The organism is Lancefieldella parvula DNF00906 (assembly GCF_000758945.1).
Lineage (GTDB): Bacteria > Actinomycetota > Coriobacteriia > Coriobacteriales > Atopobiaceae > Lancefieldella > Lancefieldella parvula_C.
The window spans coordinates 84226-98349 of sequence record NZ_JRND01000014.1; the positions used below are offsets into that span (position 1 = coordinate 84226).

The 14124-nt window shown below is 50.6% G+C and carries 12 protein-coding genes; all 12 read right to left on the reverse strand.

Annotated elements, in window-relative coordinates:
- Nucleotides 1–6: 6 nt before the first annotated feature.
- Nucleotides 7–921: a UDP-N-acetylmuramate dehydrogenase gene (gene murB, locus HMPREF1647_RS02565; protein ID WP_035431793.1), complete on the reverse strand. Its 915-nt coding sequence runs from the start codon at nt 919–921 to the stop codon at nt 7–9.
- Between the two features lie 10 nt (nt 922–931).
- Nucleotides 932–2347: a UDP-N-acetylmuramate--L-alanine ligase gene (gene murC, locus HMPREF1647_RS02570; RefSeq protein ID WP_052039105.1), complete on the reverse strand. Its 1416-nt coding sequence runs from the start codon at nt 2345–2347 to the stop codon at nt 932–934.
- An 81-nt stretch (nt 2348–2428) separates the two neighbouring features.
- Nucleotides 2429–3562, reverse strand: coding sequence for an undecaprenyldiphospho-muramoylpentapeptide beta-N-acetylglucosaminyltransferase (murG, locus tag HMPREF1647_RS02575; protein ID WP_035431795.1), 1134 nt, complete (start codon nt 3560–3562; stop codon nt 2429–2431).
- Between the two features lie 23 nt (nt 3563–3585).
- Nucleotides 3586–5115: a putative lipid II flippase FtsW gene (gene ftsW / locus HMPREF1647_RS02580; RefSeq protein WP_035431798.1), complete on the reverse strand. Its 1530-nt coding sequence runs from the start codon at nt 5113–5115 to the stop codon at nt 3586–3588.
- On the reverse strand, nt 5115–6518 hold the full coding sequence (gene murD, locus HMPREF1647_RS02585) for a UDP-N-acetylmuramoyl-L-alanine--D-glutamate ligase (RefSeq protein WP_035431800.1): 1404 nt from the start codon (nt 6516–6518) through the stop codon (nt 5115–5117). Before murD ends, ftsW begins: the two co-directional genes overlap by 1 nt.
- Nucleotides 6519–6547: 29 nt before the next feature.
- Nucleotides 6548–7579, reverse strand: a complete 1032-nt coding sequence (mraY, locus tag HMPREF1647_RS02590) for a phospho-N-acetylmuramoyl-pentapeptide-transferase (RefSeq protein ID WP_035431802.1) — start codon at nt 7577–7579, stop codon at nt 6548–6550.
- Nucleotides 7579–9015 (reverse strand): UDP-N-acetylmuramoyl-tripeptide--D-alanyl-D-alanine ligase, encoded by a 1437-nt coding sequence (locus HMPREF1647_RS02595; RefSeq protein ID WP_035431804.1) that lies wholly within the window; start codon nt 9013–9015, stop codon nt 7579–7581. Before HMPREF1647_RS02595 ends, mraY begins: the two co-directional genes overlap by 1 nt.
- Nucleotides 9016–9023: 8 nt before the next feature.
- Nucleotides 9024–10823, reverse strand: a complete 1800-nt coding sequence (locus HMPREF1647_RS02600; protein WP_262363795.1) for a peptidoglycan D,D-transpeptidase FtsI family protein — start codon at nt 10821–10823, stop codon at nt 9024–9026.
- Nucleotides 10824–10839: 16 nt separating this feature from the next.
- A complete protein-coding gene (locus HMPREF1647_RS02605; protein WP_035431806.1) occupies nt 10840–11259 on the reverse strand; it encodes an FtsB/FtsL family cell division protein in 420 nt (139 codons plus the stop codon).
- Nucleotides 11260–11317: 58 nt separating this feature from the next.
- Nucleotides 11318–12280 carry a 16S rRNA (cytosine(1402)-N(4))-methyltransferase RsmH gene (rsmH, locus tag HMPREF1647_RS02610; protein WP_156095539.1) on the reverse strand — a complete coding sequence of 321 codons (963 nt, stop codon included), beginning with the start codon at nt 12278–12280 and terminating at the stop codon, nt 11318–11320.
- Nucleotides 12281–12316: 36 nt separating this feature from the next.
- Nucleotides 12317–12766, reverse strand: coding sequence for a division/cell wall cluster transcriptional repressor MraZ (locus HMPREF1647_RS02615; RefSeq protein WP_232215582.1), 450 nt, complete (start codon nt 12764–12766; stop codon nt 12317–12319).
- A 435-nt stretch (nt 12767–13201) separates the two neighbouring features.
- Complete coding sequence (gene xerD, locus HMPREF1647_RS02620; RefSeq protein ID WP_035431810.1) at nt 13202–14110, reverse strand: site-specific tyrosine recombinase XerD; 909 nt, start codon at nt 14108–14110, stop codon at nt 13202–13204.
- Between the last annotated feature and the right edge of the window lie 14 nt (nt 14111–14124).

Consider the following 14124-nt stretch of genomic DNA (forward strand, 5'->3'; position numbering starts at 1 on the left):
TCTTCCCTATGCCCCAAAACCCAGAAGTTTAACCTCTGGCTGAAGATCAATGTCAAACTTTTCTTGGACCGCATCGTGTGCTCTGCGCATAAGTGCAATGACATCTGAGGCGGTGGCGTTACCGGTATTCACAATAAAGTTGGCATGAACATCAGAAATTTGTGCGCCGCCCTCAGTAGCTCCCTTAAGACCACACTCTTCAATAAGTGCACCAGCAGACCTACTACCTGGATTCTTAAAAACAGAACCGCAGCAAAGCTGACCAGTTGGCTGAGTATTTCTTCTACGCTGCAAGAGTGTATCCATGCCAAGAGCAACTTTAGGACGATTAGATGCTGTCAGCGCAAACGTTGCCTCAAGAATGATCTCATCTGGTGCAAACGTAGTGTAGCGATAACCCCATTCAATCTCGGAGGCATCGTAACGTACAAGACCCTTACCAGGCTTTAGCACCACGCAATCACGGACGGCTTTACCAATCCAATCATGCCTGGTACCTGCGTTCATCGAAAGAGCGCCGCCGATAGTTCCGGGGATACCAGCACACATCTCAAGGCCAGAAAGGCCTGCTTTCATGGCCTCATTGCATACGCGTGCCGTAAGCGCACCTGCACCTGCAGTAATGAGATTATTCTCGCCAACTGAAATGGTAGAAAGCTCATCGTCGAGCACAATAACGCAGCCGTTGTAGCCCTTATCAGAGACAAGGATGTTTGAACCCTTGCCCAAAAGCACCCAATCAACTCGATTAGCTGCAAGCACCTCAAGTACACGCACCAGCGCCGCATGGCTGTGAACAGCGGCAAAAAGCGACGCCTTACCACCAATCCTAAAGGAGGTATGGTGGCTCAGCGGCTCATCTTGCTTGATTGTTGCATCAAGGGCCCCAGAAAGGCTTACATAGGCGTTAAACAAGCTCACGGCAGAGGTCCTAGTGGTTCTGAAGACGCTCTTTGAGTGCGCGGATAAACATTGGTCCAATCTGAGTGACGTCACCTGCGCCCTGAGTAATCAGCAGATCTCCTGGCTTAACCGTATCAAGAAGGTCTGCGATAAGATCTCGGCGAGAAGGGATGTAACGCACGTCAGAAACAGTATGAGCAGCCTCAACCCTTGAAGAGACAGTCTTGCCCGAGACACCTGGAATAGGTAGCTCACCTGCGGAGAAGACATCCATGACGCGCAAAACGTCAATGCCGTCAAACGCGTGTGCAAACGAATCTGCCAGATCTTGCGTTCTGCTGTAGCGGTGTGGCTGGAAAACAACAACAACGCGCTTGAAGCCAAGAGGTAGAGCTGCAGACATGGTTGCTGCAATCTCGGTTGGATGGTGGCCGTAATCGTCTACGACGGTAATACCGTTGATGTCGCCTACGTGCGTAAAGCGACGGCGTGCGCCCTTGAACTGCGACAGCGCCGCAGCAGCTTCCTCAAGATCAAAGCCAAGGGCATCGGCAACGGCAATTGCAGCGGTTGCGTTAGCAACATTGTGCTTACCAGGGTTAGCTGGAAGTACCACAGAGATAGTCTGACCAGAAGGAGTCTTGATGGTAAGAGGATTCTCAATTCCAGCTTTTCTCTCCTCCTGTGTGCAAACAAAATCGCAGCTTGAATCAAAGCCGTAGGTGACCACGTGCCTACCAGTTGACTGAGCAAGCTCAACGTAATGAGGATTATCGCCGTTGATAACAACGGTTTCTTCCTTATCAAGCAAGCTCATAAACTCACAGAAGGTCTTCTCGATATTCTCGAGAGAGCCGTAGTGGTCAAGGTGATCTGCCTCAATATTGGTGACAACAACCACGTTAGGGTTAAGGAACATAAACGAACCGTCAGACTCGTCCGCTTCGCAGACAAAGTACTGGCCGTTACCGTTTTTACCGTTGGTATCGTAGCCCTCAACAACGCCACCAATCAAAAATGATGGATCAGCGCCAAGTTTATCCAGCATGGTAGCAACCATAGAAGATGTGGTGGTCTTGCCGTGAGTGCCCGCAACAGCAATGGTCTTGCGGCCGCGCGACAAATACGAGAGCATCTTAGCGCGAGGCCAAATGGGAATGGAAAGTTCGCACGCACGAATAACCTCTGGGTTTGTCTCTGGGATTGCGGTTGAGGTAACAATGACATCAGGCATCACAGCGTCAATAGTGGCTGCGGTGTGGCCGATGCTTACCTGAATACCTGCATCTTCAAGCTCTCTAACATAATGGGAGCTCTTTAGATCGGAGCCGGTAACGGTGCAGCCGCGCTCGTGCAGAACAAGCGCAATTCCGCTCATACCTGCGCCACCAATTCCAATAAAATGTGCACGCGAGATGGTCTTCTCGCCCATGGAATCTGCCATAAGAGAGCCTTTCCAAGTATTGTTATCGTTTGAGTCTTGGGCATACCAAGACATGTTTACTCTAACGCAAAACCGAATGTTTTATGCGCCACAAACGGCACTTTCCACAGCGTCAGCCACAAGAGATGCGGCGCTGCGCTGGTCAAGTGTAGCGGCTGCCTCGGAGAGCTTTTTGCGCAGGTCCGCACTATCTACCAGCTCAAACAGAGCTGTCGAGAAGGTCGTGGTGTCCACCTGGTTATCTGGCACCAGAATAGCTGCTCCCGCGTCCGACAACAAATGCGCGTTAGTAGTCTGGTGATCTGCTGTTGCCAGAGGGTACGGCACCAAAATGCTGGGGAGCTCAAGCGCCGCAATCTCGGCCACAGAAGATGCTCCGGAGCGAGAAACCACCAGATCAGCCGCAGCAAGGGTGGCACCCATGTTGGAGATGTAGGACTTAATCTCCCAGCGAGCAGCCTCCTCGTCAGAAAGCTTCATAAGCGAGACAACCTCGTCGTAGAGCTTCTGGCCTGTTGACTGAATGATGCGCAGGTTAGGACGGTCAAGAAGCTCCTGCTTAAGCGCAGCAAACGTCTCGTTGATGCTACGCGCGCCCAAACTACCGCCAAAGATAAGCAGCAATGTCTGATTGTCTGCAATACCCAACTCTTGCCTCGAGGCGGCTCTGTCAGCAGAAAGAACACTCTTACGTACAGGATTGCCGGTAACCACAATGGAGTCTTGAGCCTTTACGTGACCCTCAAAAGCCTTACGAGCCTCTGGGAATGCAATGCACACCTTAGATGCTTTACCAGCAGATACTCGGTTAGCAAGACCAGTTACTGAGTTCTGCTCATGAATCAAATACGGGATGTGTAGCTTTGCGCAAAGCTGAAGCAAAGGCAGCTCAACATAGGCGCCAAAACCAATAGCAACATCAGGTGCACCCTGCTCTTTGAAGCGCTTGTGCAGCTGCATCTTTGCGCGCTCAAGATTGTATGCCGCGCTGATGAGCGTCCAAGGACGTCTGCGGTCAAAGCCATTTACATGGATAGGTACCAGCTCAAATCCTGCCTCAGGTACCAGCGTACCTTCAAGCTTGTTGGGCTGACCGTAAAACGTAACCTGGTGACCGCGCTCACGAAGCTCCTCAGCTAGAGCCAGAGCTGGGTTAATGTGACCAGCGGTTCCACCTGCAGCAATTGCAACAGAGAGTTTCTTCTGTTCTGCCATGCAATCCATCTCCTAGAAATCAGCTATCGGCGAGGCCTGGCGTTGTTTCCACGAAGCCTGTCCGATGCAGAAGGTCCTAAATCAATTCTGCGCCTTCCGGAGGCGTCTGTCGTAATACGGCCTTGAGGGGTGTCGTCATCTCTTGAGCGCAAAACGCCTCGTGATGGGCGCGCGGAGCTTTGTGCGCTGCTCTTAGGGCGAGAAGAACGTGGGAGTGGCATGCCTACTCCTACCCCACCGTCAACCATGGTAAGACCAGCAAAACCTGGAGCATCAAAGGTATCCTGCTCTTCAGCTATGCTCCAAGAAGCGCGCTGCCTATCGTACTCGGTTTCTGGAAGCCTTGACTGCCTTGAAACAGACATCAAAAGACCAACCATCAAGATACTAGACATGATGGTTGAACCGCCGTATGAGATAAACGGCAGAGGCTTACCAGAAAGAGGCAAAAGGCCCAAAACACCACCGATGTTAACAAAGGCCTGAATGATAAACATAGAGGTACAACCTGCAGCAATAAGCCTGCCGGTCAAATCTGGTGCATAGCGAGCAATCTTAAAGCCTGCCCACACCAGTGCGCCAAATACAGCCAAAAGACCCAAAACGCCAATAAAGCCCAGCTCTTCTCCAATAACCGCAAAAATAAAGTCATTGTGAGCCATAGGCAGATAGGAATATTTCTGGCGAGAAAAACCAAAGCCAACACCAAAAATACCGCCAGAGCCAAAGGCATAAAAGCCCTGTGCAAGCTGATAACCTGCACCGTAATAATCGGCCCAAGGGTTGAACATAGTCACAACGCGAGCACGAGAATAATCATCTTTAAGAGATAAGAAGACAAAGCCAATAAAGCCAGCAACAGCAATAGTTGCCAGAACCCTTCGGTCAACATCGGCAAGGTAGCCAATGACCAAAAGTGTTCCCACAATAATCAATGTGGAGCCCTTGTCTGGCTGGGCCAAAATAAGAAGCAGTGGCGCAAGCGCAGCAATAGCAAACTTTTTAAAGAACTCCATCTGATCTATGGTCTGATCGATAAAGTACTGCTGAGCCAGGTACGAGACAGAAATTAAGATGGTAATCTTTGCAAACTCAGACGGCTGGAAAGAAAACGGTCCAATTGAAATCCAACGGGTTGCACCATATGCATCAGCGCCAGCAATAGGAGTAAAAATAATTGCCAGCATTCCAATGGTCACAACCCAGATAGGTACCTGGAGATTTCTTACTACTGCACGGTAGTCAATGCGAGAAACAATAAACGCTAACGCAACTCCTGCCGCAGCAAAGCCAAGCTGACGCTGCACGTAGTAGAAGGGGTTATAGCCCATGTCCTCAGAAGTCATTGCAGAAATCGAGGATGCGGAATAAATCATTACCAGGCCAAAGCACACCAGAATAGCCGTTGATACCAGAAGCACCAGACGAGGCTGCATAAAACGCTCTGGAATAGCACCAAAGCGGCCTTTAGCCTGCGAGCCCTCGGAAGATTTCTGGCGAGAAGTACGTGGTTGCTGCGCGCGCTCCCCTGTTCTGTTTCTGCTGGTAGCCATTATCGACCGCTCTCTTTTTGAGCAAGATCTGCCACCAGCTGTTTAAAGACACGACCACGCTGAGCCATGCCTGTGAACTCGTCAAATGAGGAACATGCTGGTGAGAGAAGCACTACAGAACCTGGACGAGCAAGCTCTACCGCACGGTCAAAAGCTTCATGCATATGAGGCTCTTCTACCACTTCTGCATGGCCGCCAGAAACGCGGCGAAGCGCCTCTGCAAAGCGAGGACCTGCCTCTCCAAAGCAGATTGCGTATGCACAGGTAGCGGACACCTTCTGAGCGAACTCATCAAGCTCTGTGCCCTTATCGTGACCACCAAGTAGCAAAATAACGTCTTTACCTGGGAACGAAGTTAATGATTTTTCAACTGAATCAGTGTTTGTTGCTTTGGAATCGTTAACGTACAAAACACCATTAACCGTATCAACTGGCTCAATTCTGTGCTCAAGCGGCATAAAGTCCAACAGGGCATGCCTAATAGAAACAATATCAAGTCCCAGGAATAGGCCACATGCAGCTGCAGCAAGAGCGTTGAGTGCATTGTGCGCTCCCCTAATGTGGAGTGCATCAGCTGCTACAAGCTCCATCTCTTTACCAGATAGCCTGACTACCAGCGCACCAGTGCGTACAAAGGCGGCGTTTTGTGTACCGGGATCTGTCTGAGCAAGATGGCATACGGCAATGCCTCGAGCCTCAAGGCGAGAAGACACGTCTTGGCAAAACTCATCCAAGTCAGAAACAATTGCCAGGTCATTTGCATCAAGGTTGGCAAAAATCTTCTCTTTAGCTGCTGCGTACGCCTCGAGTGAACCATGCCACTCAAGGTGATCAGGCGTAATGTTTAAAAGCATTGCAACGTGAGGATGCAATTTTTGAGTAGTAGCAAGCTGGAAGCTTGAAAGCTCTGCTACAAACCAGCTCTTAGGCTTTCTCTCTGCAAGTTGGTCAGTAATAGTAAGACCAATATTGCCAACAGCGCTTGCATCAAGACCCGCATACTGCAGAATAGACGTGGTCAAGCTTGTGGTAGTAGTTTTACCGTTTGTGCCGGTAATACCAATCCACTGTGAAGGACTCTCTTGATAGGCAAACTCTGGCTCGCCCATAATCTGCTTAGAAGCTGCCTTTGCACTTAAGAACAGCTCAGAGGTGTCTGGAATACCAGGAGATGCAATAGTCAAGTCAAAGGTACCCTTAACTTGATCAGAGCCGCATTGTACCTGTACGCCTGAGTCTGCAAGCTCTTGGATCTTCTCGCCAACAGTAGCATCTGCGCCGCCCACAAGAGTTACGGAAGACACACGACCCTCTGGCTGCTGCAGCAAATACGTGCAGACAGAGACGCCGGTCTTACCAAAACCAAGAACACATACATTTCCAAGTGTTTCTAGAAGCGACACGCAGGCGATCCTTTCCTAGGGCAATACCTTTAATGAAGCTGGAAGTACAGGGCAAATCCCAGAGCAGCAAAGGCACCAGAAATAATCCAGAACCTAAAGACAACTTTTGTCTCGTTCCAGCCAAGTTTCTCAAAGTGATGATGCAGTGGAGCCATCAAGAATACGCGCTTTTTAGTTGCTTTGTAGCTGACAACCTGAATGATAACGGACAGTGCCTCGATGATAAAAAGACCACCCATGACCAGGGAAACTACCTCGGTCTTAGTGAGAACGGCCAGAGCTGCAAAGGCAGCACCCCAGGCAAGAGAGCCGGTATCGCCCATAAAAATGCTTGCAGGATAGCTGTTAAACCACAAAAAACCAATACAAGCGCCGGCGATAGATGCGGCAAAAACAGCAAGGCTACTCTCGCCATAGCGGAAAGCTACCGCCGCCATAAAAATCATGACAACCATAACGCAGCCACCAGCCAGGCCATCAAGACCGTCGGTCAGATTGACAGCGTTGGAAAGGCCTGCCATGAGCAAAAAGACAAAGAACAGGTACAGCCAAGGAATAGAAAGTACGTTTCCACCTAAATTGACCGTAGTAGTGAGGATGCCCAGGTTGATATCAAGGCCACCGGGGAACGCAATAATAGGAGTAATACCCCAAATATTGACTGCTGCCAGGCAAAATGCCACAGAAATGGTAATAAGTCCAGCCATCTTCTGAGATGCGGTAAGGCCAAGGCTTCTACCATGAGCAACAGACTCGATATCGTCCAGAAGACCAAGCGAGCCTGTGAGCAGCATAGCTGCCATAGCAAGAATGAGGTCGGTGTTCCACTGAGCAAGTGCAATACAGGTCAGCACAATGCTTACCAGCATAACGACGCCGCCCATAGTAGGAGTACCCTGCTTGACCAGGTGCTGCTGAGGGCCGTCAGCACGAACCTGCTGACCCACTCCCTCTTTCTTCATCAGTTTGATGAAGAGCGGCATTAAGACCAAAGTGATGATGCAGGAGACACCAAGCGCAACAAACACCTGGTATGTTGGGTAAATAGTCTGGTAAAACATTACTCAGTAACTCCTTTTACAAAAATATCAAGCTGGGCAGACCTCGATGCCTTGGCGAGAAGAACGTCTCCTTGCGCAAGTACTGGTCCGAGCACGGAAAGTGCTTCGTTGACATCACTGAACTGTTCAATTTTATCTTCCGAGAATCCCATAACGCGCGCAGCTTCAACCATTTCACGCGCGGCTCCCGTGCCTACAAAGGCAACAAGGTCTGGGTTCTTAGCAGCAATATAGGCACCCACATAACCGTGAAGGCGCTTCTCCTCTGGTCCAAGCTCACCAATCTCTCCGATAAGAGCAATGCGGCGACCTACCGCTGGCATCTGCATCAACACGTCAAGCGCTGCAGCTGTTGAGTTAGGGCTTGCGTTGTAAGAATCGTCAATAATCTTGGCACCACAGGGTGCGTCAAGTACCGAAAGACGCATACGAGTGGCAGGCATCTGCTCAATAGCCTCTGCAGCAGCGTCAAGATCAAGACCAAGCGTCTCTATAGCCTCAAGTGCCAAAAGAAGGTCGTCTACCACAACGCGCCCAGGTACCTCAAGGGTTACCGTGCGTGACCAGCCGGACGCAGCAACGATGGTGGCAGTTGGAAGGCCTTCCTCGTCAAGCGTAACCTGCTGTGCGCTCATGACGTCAGCCTCTGTTGCGCCCACTGTCTTGCAAACAACGTGAGCAGGGCGAGCAAACTCGTCTGCAATGAACTTGGTGTAATCCCCTGCCGAAGCCTGAATAAGCGTAGGCTCAATTGAGCCAAATGCGCACATGCCAGAAACAATCTCTGCCTTGGCGCGCGCAATGTTTTCTCTGCTGCCGAGAAGACCGATGTGGCTGGTACCAACATTGGTAATGACCGCCACTGTTGGACGGGCAACAGAGGTAAGCCTGGTAATCTCACCGGCATGATTCATGCCCAGCTCAAGCACAAGTACCTCAGTGTCTTCTGGAGTAGAAAGCACCGTGAGTGGCAGGCCAATAAGGTTGTTGTGATTGCCGGCGGTAGCATGTACGCGACGGGTTGCGCCGATGCCGCGACGGAGCATTTCTTTGGTGGTAGTCTTACCAACCGATCCAGTTACGCCCACAACCAGCCAGTTTGGATGGGCTTCTCGCCAGGCAGCGGCAAGAGCCAGCAGGAACGCCTCACAGTCATCATCAGCGGCTTCAAGAACGCTGACTCCGGTGGCGGCCAGGTTGTCGAGCAGATTGTCTGCTACAGGCTCAGATGCCACTACAACAGCAGCGCCCGCCTGGGCAGCAGATAAAAGATACGAGTTTCCATTGACCTTCTCGCCAGCAAAGGCCACGAAGAGCGAGCCGTCCTGGACCTCGCGGGAGTCAATGACGGCCGAGCCCGCAACCTCGCGAGTTCCACGGTGGAGCAGCTGTGCGTGAGTAGCTGCGACTATCTGTTCAACCGAAAGCTTAACCATGAGCTCTCCTAGTTATTGATTGGTTGAATATTAAGGCGTGTAGCTGCGTCTTTTGCAAATTGCGAGAAGACCACAGCAGCAGATTGCGATGCAAGCTGGTGGGTATCGTTAAGACCAACGTAAACCATCAGGTCAGATTCTGAAGGGTTCACGATACCGCAGAAAGAGTCAACAAAACCGGAATTCTCGCCGTACGAGCCGGTTTCTTCCACAACCTGCTGGCCAGTACCTGTTTTACCAGCAACGGTATAGCCATAGATGCCTGCACGAACACCGGTGCCTTCTTTGACAACAGTGGTCATCATGTCAAGCTCGGCTGAAGCTGTGGAAGCGGAGATAACGTCTTTAGTAGGCCAGGTAACCTCTTGACCGCCCTTTGAAACCATAAAATGCGGAGTCACCATAGTTCCCTTATTGGCAACAGCGGTGTACGCGCGAATAACCTGGATAAATGGAATTGCAAGGCCCTGACCAAATGCCATGTTTCCGCCAGTTGGACCCTCGTATTCGTCCAGAGAGCGAACAATTCCTGTAGCCTCTCCTGGGAAGTCAATGCCTGTGGTGTGTCCAATGCCGAACTTATCAATTCCTGCCGCGAAGCGCTCATCACCTATGAGCTGCGTCTCAAGGAAAGCCATACCAACGTTAGAAGAACGCCTGAGCATCTCTCTTACGCTCATGTCCATGGCGCTGGTACGCCAGTCGTCGTCGGTAACCTTGTTATCGCCAACTTTGAGCTCGGTTGGGATATTGAAGGTTGAATTTGGACCAAAGAGGTTGTCATCTATACCAATTGAGGTAGTAATTACCTTAAATACGGAGCCTGGCTCATAGATACTTGAGACAAGCTTGAGGTTGAGAGATTCGTAGTCAACGCCGTTATCGCTCTTAAAATCTGGCAGAGGGTATGAAGCTGCGGCATAAATCTCTCCGGTACGAGGATTCATAGCCATGATTGAGCCACCCTGCTGGGCCTCAAAGTCTTTTACTGCAGCAGTCAGCTGCTCTTCTGCCTTCTTCTGCAGCTCAATATCAATGGAAAGAACAATATCCTGGCCGTTTTGTGCCTCAGTGATGTTTGAAGTACCGCCCGCAATTGGCGTACCACCAGCGCCGGTCTCTACAATCATGTGACCGTTAGTGCCCGCAAGGATATCGTTGTAGTAATACTCCAGGCCAGAAGCGCCCTCATTATCAGCGTTTACAAAGCCTAGAATCTGAACGCCAACGTTGCCATATGGATAGACACGCTTGGTGTTGTTAACAAAATAGACGCCTTTGAGGTTTTTCTCGTCAAGTGCTTTTTCAATCTTGGAAGCGGTATCCGTGTCAACACGACGACGCACGTAAACAAAGGTGGTGTCTTGCTGCAGGTCCCCAAGATAGTCTGAAGGACTTCCGCCTAGAAGCGAGGCAAAAACCTGAGCTACAGTGCTGGCGTCTTTGATCTCTGAAGGATTGGCGTAGATGTCTTTGCAATCAACGCTCATGGCCAAGACGTTGCCGTTGCGGTCGTAAATGGTACCGCGGCGAGCGTGCAAGACAATATCGTTTGTGCGGTTATTCTCGGCACCCTTTGCAAGATCTGCTGCCGTAAAGATTTGCAGCCATGCAAGCCTTAAGACGACAATTGCCACCATAATAGCCATAGCAGCTGCTACGCGACGGAGTCTGCCTTCATGGCCAACACCGTCCGAGCCACCGCTGCTACCACGATGACCACGAAAATGCACACGAGAGGCCTCGTCGTACGAGGCCTCAGGAGTTTTTCTGCGCGATGCGCGAGTATGTCGATTCTGCGTACTCACAACGTATATTTTACGCCTAAGCGTTGTCGCTTACATCTACAACAGGACGATTTGTCTCAAGAGTCATGCCGTAATTCTGAGTAGCAATACGCTCAATACGTGTAGTGCTTGCAAGCAGGGAGCGAGAAACGCGCAGGGAATCGTTAGTTGCGGTTGTTGCGCGCATTTCATTTCTGATGACGTTGTTAGCCTGAAGAGTTGAAACCGTAGCGGTAGAGATACCAATACGGACAACACCAAGCGTCAAGAAGAGTGCTGCAGCAACAGCAATAAGCTTGACACGCTGAATGAACTGGCTGCTTACGCCACGGCGAGCATCAGCATCAAGGCCGCCACCAGGGACAACCTCAAAAGATGAGCGAGTGCTCTGTTCAGGAGCGTACTCATGCTCAAACTGAGTTGTGCGTGCTACAGCTTCTGATCCGTAACGTGCCATTAAACTTCAATCCCTTCAAAAACTTCTTCACAACAAGCAACAAGTGCTATGGGGTACTTCATTTCTCTGGGTCGCGTTTAACCGCTACCCTCATCAGGGCACTTCTCGCCCTTGGGTTGCGCTCAATCTCTTCTGGAGTTGCCACAAGAGGTTTGCGCGTAATCACGTCAACTATCGGCACTTGACCGCACATACAAACCGGAAGGTCTGGCGGGCAGATACAACCTTGACTGAGCTCGGAGAACACGTGCTTGACAATGCGATCTTCAAGCGAGTGGTACGAGATAACGCAAATCCTGCCTCCTGGATTAGCCCAGGCAATTGCACAGCGTAGTCCGCGCTCCAAAACCTCAAGCTCGTGGTTCACTTCAATACGAAGTGCTTGGAACGTCTTTCTGGCGGGATGTCCGCCGTGACGACGCGCTGCTGCGGGAATTGCCGCCTTGATTACCTCAACAAGCTCAAGCGTCGTTTGGATGGGACGCTTTTCTCGCGTTTGTACAATGCGTCGTGCAATGCGTGAGGCAAATTTCTCGTCTCCGTAAATTCGAAGGATTCGGGCGAGGTCGGCTTCGTTGTAGGTGTTGATGACCTCTTGTGCAGTTGGAGTTTGTTTGCCCGGGTCCATTCGCATATCCAACGGGGCATCTTCGTGGTACGAAAAGCCTCGCTCTGGGATATCAAGCTGAGGAGAAGAAACACCAATGTCAAAGAGGAAACAGTCAACTCCGGGGACTTCTGCAGAGACGAGAAGTTCATCGAGATTGCCAAAGTTTCCCTTAAGCGGCAAAAACTCCGCGTTTGGTACTTCTTGCTTCAGACGAGCAGCTGCTGCTTGATGAGCCATTGCGTCCTGATCAATTCCAATGGAAAGACCGTCTGGAGCAATCAGCTTTGCCATCTCTACGGTGTGACCCGCTCCTCCCAAGGTGCAGTCGCAAACAACTTCACCTGGCTTGGGGTCCAGCTCGCGCAGCACTTCTGCAAGCATTACTGGTTGGTGCCGATATTCGACTTTCAAGTTACCGTCTTCTACCTTCACGATCTTCTCGCCTCACTAGGCGCCAAAGATGAGGTCCTCGAGCGTTGCAACGCGGTCATCTGCCGAGAAGAGGCTGTTCCACTTGTTGGTGTTCCAAATCTCAAAGTGGTCGCCGTTACCGACAATGGTGACGTCGCGGTCAAGCTGGAGCTTCTCCCTAGCCTGTGGATCGGACTCGTCAATCTTTCCCAGAGCAACGCGGCCGGCCGAGTCAATGTCGACGGTTGTTGCTGCTGCGTTCAGCATGCGAAGTGCTGTGACGTCGTCGCGGTTCCTTGGGTTGAGGTTCAGACTTGCAATCCAAGCCTCATACGCCTCAGGTGAGTAGCCGTAAAGCGCGTCCTGTCGACGGAGCAAGATGACGACATCGCCAAGCTGCTTGCGCTGAGGTGCAGGAAGAGTCACGCGAATCTTGGAGTCCAGCGAGCGCTGATACTGACCAGTAAGCATGTCTCCCCCTTTCACGTTGGCGCCCCTTGCCGCGCGGGCTGTGTTTGTGTTGTGTGTGCGCGGCAACGCTTGGGCATAGTCCGTCGATTGAACGTGAAATAAATATAACTCATTCCGACACTTACACACACTAGAAAACACTTTCCAACACCAAGTATTTTTCTTATGGTCTAGCTGGGGTTTAACGTAGATGTGAATTGATAGAGCAAGACCACAATATGTAGTGTTTAAAAAAATCCGAACTACAAAAGAACGGATTTTCTTAGTCTTAGACACGATTTATTAAATTTTTTATGAAGTGAAAATTTTTGGGGAAATTGTGGTGAACTCGTGGCGAAAATCACACGTTACTCAAACAAAACCTTCGTCTTGCTTTTACGAAGTCACCACTTTGCCCCACACCTGTCCCACGCTTGCGTCAAGCGCAAGTCACGGTTGCATCAAGCTCGTCTATTTGTCCGTACGAACGTGAGCTCTTGGGTGCGCCTCAAGATACACATCTCTAATGTGAGACCTATCTACGTGCGTATAGAGCTGTGTAGTTGAAATATCAACGTGTCCCAAAAGCTCCTGCACCGAGCGAAGGTCAGCACCGCCTTCTAGCAGATGCGTGGCAAAACTGTGGCGTAGTGTGTGAGGGTGCAATCTTTCAATTCCCACTACCCTGCCGTAATTTGCCACCAATTTATGTACCGACTGGCGAGAAATACGTCCACCTCTGGCGTTTACAAACACCTCAGACACCTGACCATGCTTAAGCAAAAGCGAGCGAGCCTCATAAAGGTATGTTTTAAGTGCACGATACGCAGAGCCCAACACAGGGACTACGCGCTCTTTGGAACCCTTACCAAAAACACGCAAGAGTTCATCTTCTAGAAGGACACCTCGAACCTCAAGATCGCAAAGCTCAGACACACGAAGCCCACACCCATACAGCAACTCAAGTATTGCTCTATCGCGAATGCCTAGGGGCGAATTAGGGAACGGCTGGTCAAGCAGCTCCTCTGCCTTCTCTTGAGAGATAACATCAGGAAGCCTTTGAATTCTTGCTGCGGTAGGTAAATCTTCAGCTGGAGATGACTCACAAATTTGCTCAACAGCCATAAACTTGTGGAAGTTTCTAAGTGCCGCAGTGTGGCGCTCAACCGAAGCTGGAGCCATTCCTAAATCTCTAAGAGAGCCTATGTACTCTTCAACATCGGAGCGAGTCACCTGGCTGGGCAAAGTAATCTTTTTGCCATTCAGCCAAAGCAAATAACCCTCTAAATCTCTGGTATAGGCATCAAGCGTATTTACAGAAAGACCTCGCTCAACAGCGACGTACGCTAAAAATTCTGTACGCGCCTGAGCGAGGTCCATAAGTATTCTTCCCT